The sequence below is a fragment of the Pelagimonas sp. genome, assembly GCF_058892305.1.
On the sequence record NZ_JBZXVN010000071.1, the window covers coordinates 1 to 17,595 of the forward strand.

The 17,595-nt window shown below is 60.2% G+C and carries 13 protein-coding genes and 4 pseudogenes; 9 read left to right on the forward strand and 8 right to left on the reverse strand.

The genetic code is table 11. The annotated features are described in order from the left end of the window. Positions 1-149 precede the first annotated feature (149 nt). Positions 150-1,081: pseudogene (locus tag AC5EFR_RS22070) on the forward strand (IS5 family transposase). 149 nt (positions 1,082-1,230) lie between these two features. Then, positions 1,231-2,670 (forward strand): hypothetical protein, encoded by a 1,440-nt coding sequence (locus AC5EFR_RS22075; protein ID WP_024099412.1) that lies wholly within the window; start codon positions 1,231-1,233, stop codon positions 2,668-2,670. Positions 2,671-3,016: 346 nt separating this feature from the next. On the opposite strand, the pseudogene AC5EFR_RS22080 reads toward AC5EFR_RS22075, so the two are convergent. From AC5EFR_RS22080 to AC5EFR_RS22095, 4 genes and pseudogenes are all read right to left on the reverse strand, one after another. Next, positions 3,017-3,541: pseudogene (locus AC5EFR_RS22080) on the reverse strand (IS110 family RNA-guided transposase); the annotation flags it as partial. Between the two features lie 59 nt (positions 3,542-3,600). Then, entirely contained in the window at positions 3,601-4,452 is an 852-nt protein-coding gene (locus AC5EFR_RS22085; RefSeq protein ID WP_081731462.1) for a TniQ family protein, read from the reverse strand. Next, the gene (locus AC5EFR_RS22090) at positions 4,389-5,267 is read right to left on the reverse strand and encodes a TniB family NTP-binding protein (RefSeq protein ID WP_007803215.1); all 879 of its coding nucleotides are present in this window, start codon (positions 5,265-5,267) and stop codon (positions 4,389-4,391) included. The genes AC5EFR_RS22085 and AC5EFR_RS22090 overlap by 64 nt, the downstream gene beginning before the upstream one ends. A 90-nt stretch (positions 5,268-5,357) precedes the next feature. Continuing rightward, on the reverse strand, positions 5,358-6,290 hold the full coding sequence (locus AC5EFR_RS22095; RefSeq protein ID WP_007803217.1) for an IS5-like element ISRhba5 family transposase: 933 nt from the start codon (positions 6,288-6,290) through the stop codon (positions 5,358-5,360). Between the two features lie 251 nt (positions 6,291-6,541). Here AC5EFR_RS22095 and AC5EFR_RS22100 point away from each other — a divergent pair, with 251 nt between their 5' ends. Further along, positions 6,542-7,384 (forward strand): hypothetical protein, encoded by an 843-nt coding sequence (locus AC5EFR_RS22100; RefSeq protein ID WP_007803218.1) that lies wholly within the window; start codon positions 6,542-6,544, stop codon positions 7,382-7,384. A gap of 58 nt (positions 7,385-7,442) precedes the next feature. Here AC5EFR_RS22100 and AC5EFR_RS22105 read toward each other — a convergent pair whose 3' ends face one another. The 3 genes from AC5EFR_RS22105 to AC5EFR_RS22115 all read right to left on the reverse strand — a co-directional run bounded on the left by AC5EFR_RS22105 (position 7,443) and on the right by AC5EFR_RS22115 (position 9,690). Next, positions 7,443-8,012 (reverse strand): PIN domain-containing protein, encoded by a 570-nt coding sequence (locus tag AC5EFR_RS22105; protein WP_007803220.1) that lies wholly within the window; start codon positions 8,010-8,012, stop codon positions 7,443-7,445. Continuing rightward, complete coding sequence (locus AC5EFR_RS22110) at positions 8,009-8,473, reverse strand: excisionase family DNA-binding protein (protein ID WP_007803221.1); 465 nt, start codon at positions 8,471-8,473, stop codon at positions 8,009-8,011. The genes AC5EFR_RS22105 and AC5EFR_RS22110 overlap by 4 nt, the downstream gene beginning before the upstream one ends. Before the next feature lie 149 nt (positions 8,474-8,622). Then, a complete protein-coding gene (locus tag AC5EFR_RS22115; RefSeq protein WP_007803223.1) occupies positions 8,623-9,690 on the reverse strand; it encodes a helix-turn-helix domain-containing protein in 1,068 nt (355 codons plus the stop codon). A 226-nt stretch (positions 9,691-9,916) separates the two neighbouring features. Here AC5EFR_RS22115 and AC5EFR_RS22120 point away from each other — a divergent pair, with 226 nt between their 5' ends. Further along, positions 9,917-10,810: a recombinase family protein gene (locus AC5EFR_RS22120; protein WP_493577874.1), complete on the forward strand. Its 894-nt coding sequence runs from the start codon at positions 9,917-9,919 to the stop codon at positions 10,808-10,810. 61 nt (positions 10,811-10,871) lie between these two features. Here AC5EFR_RS22120 and AC5EFR_RS22125 read toward each other — a convergent pair. Continuing rightward, positions 10,872-11,197, reverse strand: a pseudogene (locus AC5EFR_RS22125) (PIN domain-containing protein); the annotation flags it as partial. 870 nt (positions 11,198-12,067) lie between these two features. Between AC5EFR_RS22125 and repA the strand changes: the two are divergent. From repA to AC5EFR_RS22150, 5 genes and pseudogenes are all read left to right on the forward strand, one after another. Beyond that, positions 12,068-13,249, forward strand: a complete 1,182-nt coding sequence (repA, locus tag AC5EFR_RS22130; protein WP_203212320.1) for a plasmid partitioning protein RepA — start codon at positions 12,068-12,070, stop codon at positions 13,247-13,249. 2 nt (positions 13,250-13,251) lie between these two features. Then, a complete protein-coding gene (repB, locus tag AC5EFR_RS22135; RefSeq protein WP_274656374.1) occupies positions 13,252-14,223 on the forward strand; it encodes a plasmid partitioning protein RepB in 972 nt (323 codons plus the stop codon). A 273-nt stretch (positions 14,224-14,496) separates the two neighbouring features. After that, positions 14,497-15,792 (forward strand): plasmid replication protein RepC, encoded by a 1,296-nt coding sequence (gene repC / locus AC5EFR_RS22140; protein ID WP_274656555.1) that lies wholly within the window; start codon positions 14,497-14,499, stop codon positions 15,790-15,792. A 145-nt stretch (positions 15,793-15,937) separates the two neighbouring features. Continuing rightward, on the forward strand, positions 15,938-17,032 hold the full coding sequence (locus AC5EFR_RS22145) for a Fic family protein (RefSeq protein WP_493577873.1): 1,095 nt from the start codon (positions 15,938-15,940) through the stop codon (positions 17,030-17,032). Between the two features lie 331 nt (positions 17,033-17,363). Next, positions 17,364-17,595, forward strand: a pseudogene (locus tag AC5EFR_RS22150) (hypothetical protein); the annotation flags it as partial.

Here is a 17,595-nt window from a genome sequence, read left to right on the forward strand (position 1 = left end):
TGATGGCCGCAACAGAGGCCGGATACATGTCAGCACCCGACACCGCGCGAAACTGATCCAGAAACCCTCTTGCGCAAGGGGCGGTTATACATGTTGCGCAAATGCTGTGAAGGTTTCACCTTGCGAATCCAGTCTGTTAGTCAGGCTGCATGAGCAGACCCATACCCCCGACCTACAAGACCAGGAACTGGCCAGCCTACAATGAAGCAGTCAAGCGCCGGGGCTCGCTGACGATCTGGTTTGACCCCGAGATGAGCTGGGATGCCGCGCCGACAGGCAGGCGTGGCCGCCAGCAGACCTACAGCGATGCCGCTATCCAGACGTGCCTCTCGATGAAAGTGCTGTTCGGCATGGCGCTCCGGCAGACGACCGGGTTCGTCGAGAGCCTGCTACGGCTGGTCGGCCTGAACTGGACGGTGCCCGACTTCAGCACGCTATCTCGCCGCCAGAAGACCTTGGCCGTGAACATCCCCTACCGCGGCTCCAAGGGGCCGTTGCACCTGCTGATCGACAGCACCGGGATCAAGGTCGAAGGTGAAGGCGAGTGGCACGCACGCAAGCATGGCGGCCCGAAACGGCGCGTCTGGCGCAAGCTCCACCTTGGGATCGATGAAGAAACGTTGGAGATCCGGGCCGTCGAAGTCACCGGGAGCCACATCGGTGATGCGCCCATCCTACCCACCTTCTCGACCAAATCCCGCAGGACCAGGAAATCGGTAGCGTTACGGCTGATGGCGCCTACGACACGCGCAAATGCCACGATGCGATTGCAGATCGCGGTGCCCATGCCGTCATCCCGCCCCGCAAGAACGCGAAGCCCTGGAAGACGATCACCGCCGGAGCCGTGGCGCGAAATGAGGCCCTGCGCGCGGCGAAATACCTGGGCCGCGCGCTCTGGCGACGATGGAGTGGATACCACCGCCGAAGCCGCGTCGAGACAAAGATGCATTGTATCAAGTTGCTGGGCCAGCGGCTCATGGCACGGGACTTCGATCGACAGGTCGCCGAACTCCAGGTCCGCATCGCCGTCCTGAACGGCTACACCGCGCTCGGAATACCCGTCACGGAAGCTGTGGGATAAGTCCGTCCGGGGAAAGGGGAACCTCGGCCTTAAGCCGATTTGTGCATCAGAGCCCTTGACACTAATAATTAGCTATCTATGTTTTTCCCGGCGATGGTTCCCCGGAAGAGGAGCCGGATTTCATCGCTGCATCAAACTGGAGGAAATTCATGTCACGGACAGCCAATTTGGCCGGCCCGCGTTCGCGGACCGGAATGGTGGTGCTTTGCCTCGCTCTGACCGCGGGCTTCGCCCCGCTCGCGTCGGCGCAGGAGCAGCCCGCCTTCAACGAACATGCGGGAACCCTGCCGGACGGGACGGCATGGCTGATCCGCGTGCCCGAGAACTGGAATGGTCGACTACTCAGGGATCTGGATTTCGCCAGCAACGTTTCGGTCGCGTCAGCGGTCCAGCGGTATGACGACCTGCTCGGTCGTGGCTATGCCTTCGCCGGGCTCGCCCGGCACCCGCTGCGCCTGTGGCAATACGATCCGCAGCGTGAAATCCTGAATCTACAAGCTGTTCAGGACATTTTCACGGACCTGGAGCGCGCTCCTGACATGGTGCTGCAATACGGCTGTTCTGGCGGAGGGCTCGACAGCCTCGCTTCGGCCGAGGATTACCCGGACAGGATCGACGGTGCCGCCGTGCTTGCCGCCCATACGCCGGTCTGGATCATGAGCAGTTTCCTGGATGGCTGGTTCGCCATGCAGACCCTGCTGGGCGAAAGCTATGAGGCCGCTGGGCACGGTCCGGCCAGCGATCTCGCCATCGTCGGCCTGCCCAATGCCGGAGCGGGTGGCGAGCGCAGCCTTGACGCGATCCGTGCGTCCTGGATGGCCGCCATCGAAACGGCGGGCGAAAGCCCGGAGGGCCGCGCGCGGCTGGCGCTTGCCTTCGCCATCGGACAGTGGTCGCCGTGGATGGTCGAGGGGACCGAACTACCCGACACCGCGGATGCCGGCGCCATGGCCGACATGATCGTGGCCTCGGCGCTGCGCATCGGCGGTAATGTTGGCGGGTCCTCGCGGCTTCTGTTCGAAAACGCCGCATCGGGGCAGCAACTTTCCGGGAACGAGGGGGTCGACTATGCCGCCTTCTACCAGAATGCCGCACCCGCGATGGCGCGGACGGTTGAGGCGCTCTACGAACAGGCCGGTTTGGACCTTCAGGCCGACATTGCCAGGATCGACGCCGCCCCCCGCATCGCGGCCTCGGATTATGCGCGCGATTTCTGGGCCGCAGACGGGCGCACGACGACCGGCGATCTGCAGGTTCCGGCGATCCGCATCCACATGCTGGGCGACTGGGCCATTCCCTACACGCTGATGGAAGGCTACGGCGCGCTGGTGCAGGAGCAGGGTACCGGCGATCTGTATCGGCAGTCGCTGGTCCAGGGCACGGGCCATTGCGAGTTCACGGCTGCCGAAAGCACGGCCATCGTCGAGACCCTGGTCGAACGGATCGAAACGGGCGCCTGGCCCGAGACATCGCCCGAGGCGCTGAACGCCGCAGCCGAGGCGCTGGAAACCGGGAGCGCCCCCCGGTTCATCGAACACGGTGATTGGCGCGTGGCAGCCTATAACCGGCCCTGGGTTCCGGCAGAATGAGCCGATGGGGAACTGGCGCTGCGCCGGTTCCCCCACAGGTCCGGTGGCGCAAGTCATTGGTGGACCGTCGCCAACGCGCAGTGGGCATCTCTGGCGAGGGCAAGTGTTCCCATGTCTGGACGACCCCTGCTGCGCAAGCTGGGAATTGACGCGCCTATGCCGAAAGCAGTCATGTCTACGGCCTTTGTGGTGCGGTCTAGCCGCTGGCCCAGATGAAGTCCGCGGATCGGGTCCCAATCAAAATTGCGCGCTTTCTGCGCCTTGACCCCCTGGGGTGTCCCGATCCCCGGTTCGACCGGTTTGTCATCTCTTCTCAGCTTCACGCATTCCGTCAGCGGTTCCGCGCTCAGGAGACAGGGGCCGCGTAGATCTCGTTGCGGCGCAGGAGCGCCCAAGCGATCCGGGCAGTCTTGTTGGCGAGCGCGACCGCAACGACTTTCGGTCGCTTGCGTGCTTTAAGCCCAAGCATCCAAGCCTTGCCGGCATCGCCCTGCCTTGCAAAGCGAAGCACCGCAGTCGCGCCGGAAACGAGCAGTCGCCGGATATATCCATCACCCTGCTTGCTGATCCCGGTCTGTCGATCCTTGCCACTGCTTGAGTTCGCCCGTGGCGTCAGGCCTAGCCAGGCCGCGAACTGTCGTGCCGAGCGGAACAGGCTCGGATCCGGAACATTTGCAGCAATTGCGCTGGCGGTGATCGGTCCGATACCGGGAATGGTCGCCAGTCGCCGGCTCGTCTCGTGCGTCCGGTGCCACTCGAGGATCCGTTTCTCCAGGGCCTCAGCCTGATCGGCAATCGCCTCCGCTTGGCAGATCAACGCATGGATGGCAGCCGCAGCATGGTCAGGCAACCGTTCCTGGTTCTCTCGGAAGTGGGTGTCGCCTTGCCCTTAAATCCGAGACACGGCGCGTTTTCCGGCCTTTCTTGCCCTTAAATTTGAGATGAGGTGGCTGAACCGCCGACGCGTAGTCGCATCCGCTGAGCAATCTGGTCGACGGTTGCAAGCAGTCGGGGCTCCTTATCGTAGGCGCGAAGCAGGGCAACTCGTGCGTAGACGTCGATGTCCATGCTGCACAACGCAGCCTTTACCAGTGGACGTGATTGGGCGGAGGCAATGGCGGCAAGGCAGAAGAGCCTTATGTTCGGGCGGGGGCTTTGAAGCGCGAAGAAAGGGTCTCCACATAAAGCTTTGAGTCCCATCGCGAAGGTGACCGCCCGCATGGCTCGGCGTAGTTGACGCGCGCTGCCCGACACCGCGACACGCTCCAGGATCCGTGCCCCCCGGCGGGCACGATCAACCAGCTTTTCGGAGACCGCTGCGCCATTTTGCCTGTCGGCCTTTGGAAGAAGCCGGGCACCACAAATCTGGCAGTCGAACGCCCAGGCCCTACGCCAGTGCCTGAGCTCAAGGCCGCCATCAGCGCAGCTTGTGCAAGCCTGGAACGGCACCTGTGCGGTCAACCGCATCTCTGCTTCCGGCATCGCCGCGAAAGTCATCGACGACACGAACGCTGGATCGAAGCGCGCCGCAACGGAAATCCTATCCGCGGCCAGCATGTCGAGATCAAAATCAAGGGCTGCAGCATATTTTGCGTCGATCCCGATATGGGCGAGCAGGTCTGCTACCTCGCAATGATTGGAAGCGGCCAGTCGCGATAACCAACCAGAAAGCAACTCGTCCGGCACTGGCGTCACCGATATCGGCAGCGGGATACACGTCACGCCCCAGATTTCTCGAGCCGTCGCTGAGCGTTTGCATGGCGCGACCAGACCGGTGTCCATTTTGCGATGGCATCATCAGTGACGCACTCGTCACCGCTGATGATCGCGTCGATGGACAGATCCTTGACCAAGGCAAAGATGCGGGACGTCACCCCGCCAGTTAATGCGAGGATCTGCTTGAGCGACCGCACTTGCAGATTGGATTTCTTCTCCAGCGGCATGGCCGCGATCAATGTCTGGATCATATCCGAAAACTCGGCATCATCGCGCCAATTCGGCAGGTGGTGTTCATCAAGCCGACGGGCCAGTTGGACATCGCCGCGAATGGCATCGACGGCTTCGCTGACACCGTAGCAGACCAAAGATGCCTCCAGCTCGTTGCTGAGATACCTCAAGACATTGAGGAACCGGCGCTGTTCCCTATGCGTGCCCGCAAGAAGGTTGTGGACTTCGTCGATCATGATCATCCGCAGCCCGAGGTCGCGCAAAAGGCCCACGACCCGAACTTCCAGCGAGGCAACACTCTGCGCCTTCAGGCTCAGCGTCGACGACGGGGCTCCGACGGCTGCGAGGATGTGCATATAGAACCGCCGCTCATCAGGAGCGGGTGGCGCCTGCAACAGAAGTAACGGGGTGTGGGTGACGCCCGACTCCGGATCATACTCCGGCGCATAGCGTCGCGACAGGTTGCGGGCGATCATTGTTTTGCCGATGCCGGACGCCCCATGCACCAGAAGGCCAGGCATGCGGGTCTGCCGCGACATCTCAATCAGACCATGCAGCCGGTCCAGCACTTGCTCCGCTCGGGGAAAGCCGATCCAGATGTCCGATTGAATGAGGGCGATGCGGCCGTCGTCTTCAGTTTCTGCCCTCAATTCACCAGCGCTCCACCTTGAACATGGGGCGCGATGGGCGTTGTTGCAGAAAGTCGGCCTGAGTTGTGAGTGCCCCTTTCCCATTCAGTTTCATGCCACGCGGACGACGTGGGCGGTGCCGAGCGCGTTGAAGCGATTGACAAGGGCGACCCGGATGTGGATTTCGGCGGTTTGGCGATCTGGATCCCGCGCGGCGATGCGCTCACCGAAGGCCTTCAGGCATCGCATCTTGGCCTCCACTCGGCTACGGGCGTGGTATCCGGTCCACCGCTTCCAGAATGCCCGACCGTAGTGACGCGTGGCGCGCAGGGTTTCGTTGCGCGCCTTGGCAGCCGGGCAGTCCTCTTTCCAAGCTCGACCGTTCCTTCGGGTCGGTATGATTGCCGTGCCACCGCGTGCGATGACGGCGCCGTGGCAGCGGCGGGTATCGTAGGCACCATCCGCGGTCACGGTGCCGATGTCCTCGTCCTCGGGGATCTGGCCCAACAGGTCCGGCAGGACTGGGCTGTCGCCTTCCCGGCTAGGGGTGAACTCGACGGCCCGGATATCCGAGGTGGCGATATCCATCGCCAGATGCACCTTGCGCCATTGGCGGCGGCCCTGAACGCCATGCTTGCGGGCCTGCCATTCGCCGTCGCCAAGAAACTTGATGCCGGTGCTGTCCACCAGAAGATTCAGCGGCCCTTCGGCACGGCGATAGGGGATCTGCACCTTGAGGGTCTTCTGTCTGCGGCACAGCGTCGAGTAGTCCGGAACGGGCCAGTCTAGCCCTGCCAGGCGCAGGAGGCTCGCGACCATTCCGGCTGTCTGCCTGAGCGGTAGCTTGAACAGAACCTTGAGCGACAGGCAAAACTGGATCGCGGCATTCGAAAAGACCGGCGGGCGCCCTGGGCGTCCCTCATGCGGCGCGTGCCAGGTCATCTCCTTGTCCAGCCAGATCAGCAGCGATCCGCGCTTCCTGAGCGCATCGTTGTAGCTGGACCAGTTCGTCGTGCGGTAGCGGGCGGGCTTGGGCTTGCTCATGCAGATCGTCTAACCGCATGGATTCCCGATGTGAATCCTTCACCGACTGAGTTCTGCAACAACGCCCAGTGCATCACCCAAAAAAAGGGAAACGACGCCAGACCGAGAAGCCTGACGCCGCGCTAGAAAAAAACCCCTGAACACGGTTCTTCTAGCGCAGTGTCCGAACCCCTGCAACCAGCAAAGTGTTTTTGCTGGCAAGAATGTTGTTTGCTCTCGACATGGCATCGTCTCTCTCAGGAGATACGACCATGGAACCAACGACTGGCCTGATCCTAAGGCGGATCACGCAGACAGACCTCTCTGTTTCGGCGCACAAACTGGCCACGCTCATCCTCGACGGAATTGCGTGGAAGGACGGGTATAACGGCCTGCCCCGCGGCACGGCTGCCTTCACCCTGTCCTCTCTGGCAGCGAAGATGGGCGTCTCGCGCCAGTACCTGAGCGTTCTGCTGAGTGAGCTTGAAACTTCTGAACTGAAGCTTGAGCGCGAGAAGTCGAACGGCAAGTTCGCCCCCTGGCTCTTCCGCTTCGCGGCCTTTGACGACGGCGAACAGACCCACGATCTCGTGTCAGACGGAGACGACACATCACTATCTAGAGAAGAATCTAACAAAACTATATTCACAGGACAGATCAACATTGACGGTTGCTCGAACGTGTTCCGAACATGCTGGGCCGAGCTGATCAAGGCCGCGAAGAGCGCCCTACCCTGCTGGAACGTCGATACGCAAGTGATCTGGGAACGCTTCCTTGCCTTCAACCGGGCCCGTGGGAACAGCAAGGTTCCGGCCGGTTTCCTGCTCGGCTTCATGCGCCGGTGGCGCACCTCGCTTGGAGAAGCGACGCGCCCACCGGCTCTCCCCGCACCACAGCCGGTTCAAGAGCCACGAGAGCGCGAGCTGCACGAACAGATCAAGGCTGCGCCAAGCTCGAACCGCCAGTTTCACGCGTCAGACCTGTGTCGCGTCATAGGGCAAGCGGCGTACGATGCGCGCATTGTCGCCGTGATCCGGCAGTTCGGTTGCCCGAGGTTCACTGCTACGCTTGCAGTCCACGGGCGTGCAGTCCTGGCGGGCGAAATCTCGCGGTGATGATGGATCGGGTGCCACAACTCTGGCCAGAACGTATTCAGTCAGGGCAGTTCTGGGATCAAAGCAGGTCGGCGAATTGCTCCAGGTCGGCAACCGTGGCGACCAACCCCTGCTGTGTCAGGATCGCGAGATACTCGTCGACGCTTTTGAGCGGATTCTTGAGGCGCGCGCGAACTTTCCGCAGCGCGGAACAGACCAGACCGGGCGCGAGAGACAGTTGGTTCCGGAAAAAGTCGTCAGGGTGTTGGGTCTCGATGCCAAAGGGCGCAAGTGCCGCTGGTGGGAAGTCCTTCAGGTTCTGCGTGACGATCGCGTCACAGCGCCCAACGATTGCCGCCGCCAGAACGTGCCGATCGTCAGGGTCCGGCAGTGTTAGGGCCGGCACCAATGCCTCGTAGCCGGTGACCAGACAGTCGCGTGTGGCCCTGTCCATCAAGTCGCGAGTTCGTTCCAGCGCGGCGCGCTCCCGATGAGGTTCATTGCGCAGAAGCGCATCAATCCACTCCCGATGGATATCGGCCGTCCACTTGGCCTTGAAAAGGTCTGTGACCGCCAACTGCATCAGTGCATCGCGCATCGGCGCGGGATAAAGGACGTTCGCATCGAACAGGACCGTGTACTGGCTCATTTCGAGCGGTAGCCCATGTCCTGCTCTTGAGCGTCGGCGGCCAGTTGATCGAGCGCAGCTTCACGCTCGGTATCGATCGCGGCCTTGTAGGACATCACGTCTTCCATGCGGACGCGGCGATGCTTGCCGACCTTCCGATGCGGTATGGCACCATCCTCGAGCAGCTTGATCAGGAACGGACGCGAGACGTTCAGAACCTCAGCGGCCTGTACGGTCGAGAGTTCGGCGTTCTCGGGGATGATGGTGACCCCCCGCCCCGCTGCCATCGCCTCGAGGATCTCCATGAGCAGCGATACGGCGCCCGCAGGAAGCTCGATCGGCTCCATCTGCTCGGAGTCCGTCACACGAAGTTTCAACGGCGCGCGCGCCTGGGCGAAGCGTGACAATGCCTGGCCAGAGACGCGCGCAATCGCTGCGTCCTGCGGCGTGGGCGGAAGATGTCGGTGTGCCAGCATGTTCATGGTGGTCTCCTCTCCGGTTTCTGTTCTCTACCACCATATATGAAATAAGTGCAACAAATGCATTAAGTGTTGGTGAGTTTCTGCGCGCCCTGCCGCGTGCTCGCGGTTATCGCTGCTGTCGAGTGAGCGGGTGAGACCCACGCTAACCTTCAGTTTGTCGCCTTCCACATCCTGAACCGCCCCTGTCCTGTCACCTCGCGGATCAGACCCCGCTCTTGCATCCATGCAAGGTTGCGCTGAACAGCGGCGCGACTGGCACTCGTCAGGGCCTGGGCCATTGGCGCAGAGACGAGCGGCCATTCGGTCAGCACTGCGCGCAAGGCCGGCGGCGTCCTGCCCGAGAGCAATGTCATTTCGGCTTCCGCCCGCGCCGACCATGCCTCGATATCGTCAAGGTGCCGCACCGCGGTCAGGCACGCGGCTTCCATCCCGTATAGCCAGCGTTCCAGACGTTCGAACGGTGAACCACCGGCTCGTAGTCCCCCTGCCCCGCCCATGGCCAGAGGCGTGAAGACTGCGCCTCTTCCATCGCTGGCCGCGATCCGCGCAGCTGCGACAGCCGCTTCCATACGGTCGTCGTGCTGCCCGAGCCCCGCGAGGCGCCAGAGGTGAAAGCCCGCGCAAGCGCGAGTGATCGGGTGCAGGTCCGTGGCCTGCCCCATCAGATCCAGCCAACCGCTCGCGCGATCCACGAACGGCTCGGTCTCATCACTGATGTTCTCGGGGTCGCGACGGTCGAGGAAGGCGGAAAGGTCCTGCTCCGGTCCCGGTCCACCCGTCAGTCGCCGAATCGCCCATCCGACTCGCGCCAGCGCCGCCGTGTCGTCCTGGACACCGGACAGGCGCAGCGAGATCCAGAGCGCCAGCCGGTCTTGGCTGATGCGGTCACCGGTGTGCCAGCTCAAATCTGCGGCCTCCATCAGCGCAAGCCGATGCCGCCATCCTTCCGGTCCGCGCTTCAACCGGTCGTCCAGCGCGCCGACGCGACCGGCCACACGGGCAAGACGCGCGGCCTGCCCGCCCTCTGCCTTCCGCCATTCGTCGAGGACCTCGGTTTCACGCGGTTCGGCCCGTGGTCCCGGCGGCAAATAGTCCGGCTCGTCGTCCATCGGACCGGGCAGAAACCACAGGTCGTCCTCAGACGCCTGTTCGACCTCCTCAGCATAAATGCCGAGCGCGTCGGATTCATCATACAATGCGGGGGTTCCAGGCCTCATATGCGCAAAATACAGCTATTTTGAGCTTTACCCAAGGGTTTTATCAGAGTGCGTTTGTACACCTTACATAGCACGCGCGCGCGATGGTCCGCGAGACCTCCCTGATCGCGCTCTGCGTATGGAAACCAAGGGCTTTCTGATGAACAGCGCCACAGAGCGCGCCCTTGCATTCATTTACAAACGGTCGTTTAGTAGCGATATCTTAAATTACAAACGGCCCGATTTCATGCCCCTGATAGGCTACGCCCGTGTTTCCACAGAGGATCAGACCCCCCTGCCCCAGTCTGAGGCCCTGCAAACTGCGTGTTGCGTCGAGATCTTTGAAGAGCACGCCTCGGGCGGCAATCGCGCGCGACCGGTGCTGGCACGCGTGCTCGAACGCGTCCAGAGCGGCGATACGCTGGTCGTTGTGCGGATCGACCGGCTTGCGCGGTCTCTGTCGCACTTGCTGGAGGTGATCGAACGTCTGGAGGCCAAGGGAGCTTTCTTCCGCTCCCTGCAGGATCCCATCGACACCGCTTCCCCGCAAGGCAAGTTCACATTGCAGGTTCTGGGCGCCGCTGCCGAGTTCGAGCGCGCGCTGATACGTGAGCGCACAAAGGCCGGGCTTGCCTCTGCGCGCGCCAAAGGGCGCGTTGGTGGCAATCCTGGGCTACGCGCCAAGGATCCCGCTGCGCTGCGCAAGGTGCGGCTGGCGCGACAGGACGGCTACATGGAGCGCCTCAACGAGACCGCGCAGGATTGGGTGCCCCATGTGCGCCGCTTGCGACCGGATATGGCCTGGGAAGACCTGCTGCGGATCATCAATGGCCCCCTGCCCGAGGCGCGTCGCTGGACCCAAAGCCGTCTCTTGCGCGCTGTGAAGGCATATGTGCGCGACGGGTTCCTTCCTGCCGAGGTGCTTGGCCGCGCCGGACGCCGCGAAACCGATGACCGCCTGCCCGCGATTGTCGCTGGCATCAAGGGTGCCGACCCTGACATCACGCTCCAGGCGATCTGTGACCGGCTGGAATCCATGCGCGAACGCACCCCGCGCGGACGCGCCCGCTGGCAGCCGTCGTCCGTGAGGATGCTGCTGGAACGCGCGGAGAAATTGGGCTTGCTGAAGTGCGCGCAATAAACACAACCTTGCAAATCTTCCATTCGATGGAACGATTGCGAGGTTGCCGCCCGTTTTGCGGTCAGGAGAATGGATTGATGATGCGCAACTGCTCTTCCACGAGTAATCCGTCGTGCATGTCCTCGCACCACAGTGTCGTGCATCCGGCGATCAGCGCGGCAGCCACGATCACCGCGTCATGGACCGAGAACTGATACTTCTCCGTTATGGCGCGACCCACCTGATGGGTTTGGATCGTCAGATCCTCGACTAGGCACAAGGACTGGATGCCCGCGAGACAAGCTCCGGCGTCGTCACAGCTGAACCCGCTTGCCTCCGGCAATTGATAAGCGCTTCGATCAGGACCTGGACATTGATCCGGGGCCCCTGCCCTAGTATTTCGTCGGCGGGTGTTCCTGCACCTTTGAGCTTCGCAAGGCAACTGCCATCGATGTTCAACGTGGATCATCTGGACAGCGAAACTGGGCGCAATCTGCCCCCGGAAAGCTGGTGAAGGAGTTGCGTCATTGAGCCGTAGTTTGGGCGGCGGCAAGCACGGTATCCGCTCTTCATTTCCAGCGCTTTTTCGAAGCGGCCGAGCGAGCGCATCGGCTGTAGGGAGTGCCGACCGTTCGTTCTACGGACAAACTCGGGAACTTAAATTGCCACGGATCGCCACTCATCCGTCCTAAACAACGAGGGCTCAACTAGCAGGTCTTGAGGTCCGGCGAGGTGTAGTCGAACTGGTTCTATCTACGCGGTGCTCTACGTCGAATATTGTTCCTGCCGGGAAAGCAACGGTGCTGCCCCCCCTACCCTGCTGGGCACCGTTGACGCGCCAGACGTCAGGGTCTTAACCAACCTTGTTGATGCGATGCGAATGTGATCTCGGCGTTTAACCTCGGCTCTTGAGCATCAATGTAACTTCGACATATGGCCCATTATGGCCCATTAGGGCCCTTGTTCCGCGGTAGATCTGTCGGTGCTTGGTTTCAATCCGCCTATGTGCATTGTCTCTCTCGCCAGCCTAATTTTCGGTCGAGGGACCGTTATCGGATCGGTTGGGAGCGACGCCCAATCGACGACAGATGTCTTGCTGTACCGCTAGTTCGTGGGTGCTGTTAACAGCTGTTAACTCTAGAGGGTGTTTGGCTTCCCTAGTAGCCCTTTGGTCCGACAGCACAATTTGTGGATAAAATCCTTGACTTAACATGGTGAATCACGGCCATTAGAGTCAAGTTGCGCAAATAAGCGCGTTCGAGCAGAGAAATAGCAACCATGTTCCAGACGGCACCAATCGAAGCGGCGTCTCAATCCGAGCTTACAAGCCAGATAGCAGCGCGTCTACACACCGCGCTCACGACGCATCTTCAGCAAGCCTACGCGCCCGATCAACGCAAGAATTTGAGACTATTCAGCGCTACAGAGACTGCTGATCTTCTAGGGGTGACCGGGCAATTCTTGCGCAAGTGCCATAGCGACGGGTCCTTGCCGGAGCCGGAAGTAATCAAGAACGGACGGCGCTTTTATTCCGGTGAAGAGATCCTTCAAGCCCGCCATTTTTTGGAGGCTAGCTCTCGTAAGGCCGGCAAATACCTTCCCGGCCGTCGCGAGGGCGACAAGCTTCAGGTTATTCAGTTGATGAACTTCAAAGGTGGATCTGCGAAGTCCACCTCTGCGATTCATCTGTGTCACTACCTTGCATTGAACGGTTACCGGGTCTTGGCGATTGACCTGGATCCGCAAGGGAGCCTCACGGGTTTTTGCGGGATTCAGACTGAACTGGAGTTTGAAGGGGCGTCGATTTACGACGCACTTCGCTATGAAGACCCGGTGCCGATGTCCGAGGCCATCGTAGAAACCTATTTCCCTAGCCTTCATTTGGCTCCTGCCCGGCTTGTTCTAAGCGAGTTTGAAACAGAAACTGCGGTCAATGCAGGTCGTGGCGTTGCATTCTTTGAGAAGCTCAGCCTGGCGATCCAGTCCGTTGAGGGTGACTACGACGTGGTGGTTATCGACAGCCCACCAGCTCTCGGATTCTTGACTTTGACCGGCCTCTACGCTGCGACTTCGGTCATCGTGCCGATGACGCCGAGCATGCTCGACCTTGCTTCCACCCAGCAGTTTGTCGAAATGACTTCTGCTTATCTTGGTGTGATCGAGGACACGGGCGTCAAACTCGATCATGATTTTTTCTCCTTCCTCATTACGCGGGACGATCCGAGCGATATCCCCAGTCAGCAGATCGTGAGCCTTATGCGCGCTCTTTTTCAGGATCGTGTTGTTGGGGCGACCGGACTGCGTAGTACGGCTATTGGCGACGCATCGATGCTCAAGATGTCGATCTACGAGGTTGCGCGATCCGAGATGACCAGATCGACCTATGATCGCGCAAAGAACAGCATGGATGCGGTTGGTGCTGAGATTGCGGGAATGCTTCAACAGGCTTGGGGGCGGTAATCATGGCTATGGGTAAAAACAAAACCGGCATCATGGCTGCGATTACTGCGGCGACTGAGACGTCGAAAGATGGGGCTTCTGATAGAGCTCATCGAACATTGCCGAAGGGAACTATCGGCTCTGTTCGTGCGGGTCTCGGCGGCATCCAGGATATCGATACAAATCTTATCTTGGCTTGGGGACCCAAGGACCGGCTGGGTATCGAGTTAACAGCTGTTAACAGCGCCGCACCGAATGAATCGATCAAGGATCTCGCAACCAGCATCGCTGATGCCGGGCAGCAAGTCCCGGTCCTTCTACGTCCTTCGAAGGATCGTGATGGGCATTTTGAGATCATCTACGGTCAGAGACGAATACTTGCCTGCCGCCACTTGGGGATACCAGTGCGGGCTCTGATCCGGACGCTCGATGATACTGATGCATTGATGGCGAAAGGCCTCGAAAATGCCGGCCGTGCGGAGCTGAGCTATTATGAACGTGTCCGGTTCGCGCACGCGATCCTGGAGCAAGGCTACTCACGTGCGGAGGCGTGTCAGGCTTTGGCTATCAGCAAGAACACTCTTTCGCAGCTTGAGCGTATCAATCGGCTAGTACCCTTGGCTGTCGGTGAAGCCATTGGCGCAGCTCCAGGGGCAGGGCGCCCGAAATGGACCACACTCGCAACGGCGTTTGAGAAAGTACAACTCTCGGAGGAGGGTGTTCTGGGTGTTCTTGGTCAATCTGGTGATCTCGACTCCGACGGACGGCTGGACCTCGTTCTCAAGGAAATTGGCAAGCGAGGTAAGCAAGAACGATCTGTCGAGGAGCGCTCGCCCGTTCCCGGTGTGCAGATCAAAAGCGGTAAATCTGGGCTCTCAGTCACCGTCAAGCGGGCAGGGGAGAACACGAGATTCGCGGATTGGCTGGATCAGAATCTGGACCAGCTCATTCAGGATTCCTTCGATCGGTTCCAATCAGAGAGCCACGAAGGATAGCGGCGGTTAACAGCTGTTAACCGCCAAGATAGAGGCAACGAGCAAAAAGGAGAACGGCACCAAAAAGAAAACCCTCGAAACCGAAGTCCCGAGGGCTGCTGCGCACAAGGCGCGATTTGTTTTCACACCACAATCCTAGCAGCCCGCGAATCGCTAAACAACGAAAAACGTCTTCGGGCGAACAGGTTTTCTGTGCCTAGCTGAAAAATGACGAAATTCAATGATGCTCCGCATGGAGTGACTGGGACAGGCATGCCTCAGAACGGTGAAGGTATGTCCAATATCAACCAACCCACGGGGTGGCGGAAGGCGACAGCCGGACTCGCCGTCGCTGAACAGCACGCACAGGCTGGTGAAAGAGCAGCCGTGCCCAAAACACAGGCCTTTGTCGCCGTGAAACGTGTAGGTGCGCATATCGGCCTCAAGGCAGGGGATATGATGCTCCTCGATACGCTTGGGGCCTTCACGCAGGCGCAAGATTGGGAAGAGGGTCAGCGCCCGATCGTCTGGGCCTCCAATGCCTATCTGATGGAGCAGACGGGCTTTTCACTCTCTGCGCTCAAGCGCCATGCCCGTCGCCTGGCCGAGAGCGGTGTAATCGCCTTCAAAGACAGCCCCAATGGCAAGCGTTGGGGCCACAGGGACGCAGAGGGCCGTATCATTGAGGCCTACGGCTTTGATTTGTCGCCGCTGTCCGCTCGCGTAGAAGAGTTTCAGCAGCTACACGCTGAGCTGCAGGCCGAGCGCGCGCACTGTCAGCGCCTGAAGCGGCAGATCACTGTGTCCCGCCGGATGATCCGGGCGCGGATCGAGGCTGCGCTCAGCGGCGCGCTGAGAGGCCCGTGGACGCAGCTCACAGGCCTTTTCGAGGATCTTTTGGATCGCCTTCCGCGCAGGAACACGGCCTCTGAGGCACTGGAACGACTCTTGGCGTGGTTCAAAGAGCTCCAGGAACGTGTAGAGGCCACGTACCTCAAGGCAGTTCGAGCGGATGAGGTTGTGGAAAACACCGCAGAAGCCACCGAGCAAGTACTTCAGAAGACTCAAAAAATGGACCCCAGGGAGGTCATTTCCGAACCTCACATACTAATTACAACACAACTTAATCCTGTAACCTGTAATCGCTCAGAAACTGAGCAAGCGGCGGGCGTGGTGCCCAATGCGCCACCGGAGGAGCTAATTGATAGGGAGTTGGAAGATTGGGTGGCTGAAACGCGCAAGAAACGCGGGGCCGCCCTGGATCTGCCGACAGTCATGCAAGCCTGTCCTGAGTTTGCGTCCTGGGCGCGCAATATGGGCGGATATCTGAAGGATTGGGGCGATCTGCACCGTGTTGCAGGGCAGTTGAGGCCGATGATCGGCGTCTCAGAGCACGCCTGGAACATTGCGCAGGACCGGCTTGGGCCTCAAATCGCGACTGCGGCGCTGGTTCTCACGTTCGAAAAGCATTGTGCAGGCGAAGTCGCATCTCCTGGTGGATATCTGCGTGGAATTGTCCAGAAAGCTGGGGCAGGGGAGCTGCATCTCGAGCGCAGTTTCTATGGCCGGTTGAGCGGGCAGGCGGCATGATGGGATGGGGCAGCAGTTTCTCCTGCATTCAGAGGTCCAGAGGGGTCCGCGGAGATTGGCGCCAGTTTTCTCCGCATATTGCGCGGCGAATACTGTTGTCTTGCGGAGATTGCCCGGTATAATCTCCGCAAGGAGTGCGTAAAATATGACCTACATTCACGAGCTCACTGATTGGCCGCGGTTTACCTGGGACAAGGCCAAGCTGTCATCACAACTTGCCGCTGTCCGCCACCGACAAGGCAAGCTCTTGGGACGCATGGAGGGCCTTGGCTTTGATCTTCGCAACGAGGCGATGTTGCGAACTCTCACCAGTGATGTCGTCAAGAGCAGCGAGATCGAAGGCGAGACGCTCGACAAGGATCAGGTTCGGTCGTCTATCGCAAAACGGCTGGGGTTGGAGATTGGCGGGCTGATCCCGTCTGATCGCCATGTCGATGGGGTCGTCGAGATGATGCTGGACGCGACCCAAGCGTATGATCAACCCCTGGACGCAGAGCGATTGTTCGGCTGGCATGCCGCCCTTTTTCCGACGGGGCGAAGCGGAATGACCCGGATCACCGTGGGGCAGTGGCGGATCGGCCCTATGGAGGTTGTTTCAGGGCCTATGGGTCGCGAACGCGTGCATTTTGAGGCGCCGGGAGCAGCGCGGCTTGATACTGAGATGGGGCAGTTTTTGGCCTGGTTCAATCAGGCCCCAGATTCGGATCCAGTTGTTCATGCCGCAATTGCACATCTGTGGTTCGTCACGATCCACCCCTTTGACGATGGCAACGGGCGCATTGCGCGTGCGATTGCGGATATGGCGTTGGCGCGATCCGAACGCAGCGCACAGCGGTTTTACAGCATGTCGACCCAAATCCGGCAGGAGCGGAGCGCCTATTATGATATGCTCGAGACGACGCAGAAGGGCGGGCTTGATGTGACCGCCTGGCTCAATTGGTTCCTCAATTGCCTCGACCGTGCTTTTGATGGCGCAGAGATCATTCTGGAGGCCGTGTTTCAAAAGGCGCGGTTCTGGGAGAAATACGGAACGGCCAACATAAACGACCGCCAGCGGGACATGCTTAACCGCCTCCTGGATGGGTTCGAAGGAAAACTCACGACGTCGAAATATGCGAAGATCGAGAAGTGTTCGCAGGACACCGCATATCGCGACATCCTGGACCTGATCGACTTGGGAGCACTTGAGAAAGATGACGCTGGTGGACGTAGTACCAGCTATTCCCTGTCAGCGAAGTGAAGAGGCTTGTCGCATCCGGTGCTCAGGACAAGCACCGCCAGGATATGTCAGACAGTCGCCAGAAAAAATTGCCGATCTGAGATTTGCCATTATTCATTGATATAAATTCTAAAAATGGAACTCTTAGGTCTGGCATTGCCGATGTTCGTTGCCGATCCGGAGTTTCTGCGTGCAATGAAGAAAACTGGGGCCGTGCCGGCCCCTGAAGTTCTTTTCCCGGGCTGGTGGGGCCGGGAAAAGAGAAAGTGTTCTTCGGGTTTTGTGACTGACGGATGAGGGCCTTTGGGGTTCCTCGGACGGGTCCGGGCCGGGTTCCGGTCTGCCGTTCCGGATGAAGGGCATTCCTATGCAATCAGGTGTCTTGCGCGTGCTCCGCGCAACCGCCGCCTCCTGGTGGCGGCATAGAGAGCTGCGCCGAACCGGCCAGACGAGGCAGGCACAGCGGCGCGAGCGGGAGACTGTCCTGCGTGATCTCGGCTATCTGAAGCAGGCGGCGACTTTGCCAAACGCGCATGTGATCTGCGGAGAGGGTGGGACATTTATCCATCTCGGCTGGACTACCG

Excerpts from the sequence above, each read along its gene's own strand:
- AC5EFR_RS22075 (WP_024099412.1), top strand. The coding sequence starts at position 1,231 with ATGTCACGGACAGCCAATTTGGCCGGCCCGCGTTCGCGGACCGGAATG.
- AC5EFR_RS22085 (WP_081731462.1), bottom strand. The coding sequence starts at position 4,452 with ATGGACACCGGTCTGGTCGCGCCATGCAAACGCTCAGCGACGGCTCGA.
- AC5EFR_RS22095 (WP_007803217.1), bottom strand. The coding sequence starts at position 6,290 with ATGAGCAAGCCCAAGCCCGCCCGCTACCGCACGACGAACTGGTCCAGC.
- AC5EFR_RS22100 (WP_007803218.1), top strand. The coding sequence starts at position 6,542 with ATGGAACCAACGACTGGCCTGATCCTAAGGCGGATCACGCAGACAGAC.
- AC5EFR_RS22105 (WP_007803220.1), bottom strand. The coding sequence starts at position 8,012 with ATGAGCCAGTACACGGTCCTGTTCGATGCGAACGTCCTTTATCCCGCG.
- AC5EFR_RS22110 (WP_007803221.1), bottom strand. The coding sequence starts at position 8,473 with ATGAACATGCTGGCACACCGACATCTTCCGCCCACGCCGCAGGACGCA.
- AC5EFR_RS22115 (WP_007803223.1), bottom strand. The coding sequence starts at position 9,690 with ATGAGGCCTGGAACCCCCGCATTGTATGATGAATCCGACGCGCTCGGC.
- AC5EFR_RS22120 (WP_493577874.1), top strand. The coding sequence starts at position 9,917 with ATGCCCCTGATAGGCTACGCCCGTGTTTCCACAGAGGATCAGACCCCC.
- repA (WP_203212320.1), top strand. The coding sequence starts at position 12,068 with ATGTTCCAGACGGCACCAATCGAAGCGGCGTCTCAATCCGAGCTTACA.
- repB (WP_274656374.1), top strand. The coding sequence starts at position 13,252 with ATGGCTATGGGTAAAAACAAAACCGGCATCATGGCTGCGATTACTGCG.
- repC (WP_274656555.1), top strand. The coding sequence starts at position 14,497 with ATGTCCAATATCAACCAACCCACGGGGTGGCGGAAGGCGACAGCCGGA.
- AC5EFR_RS22145 (WP_493577873.1), top strand. The coding sequence starts at position 15,938 with ATGACCTACATTCACGAGCTCACTGATTGGCCGCGGTTTACCTGGGAC.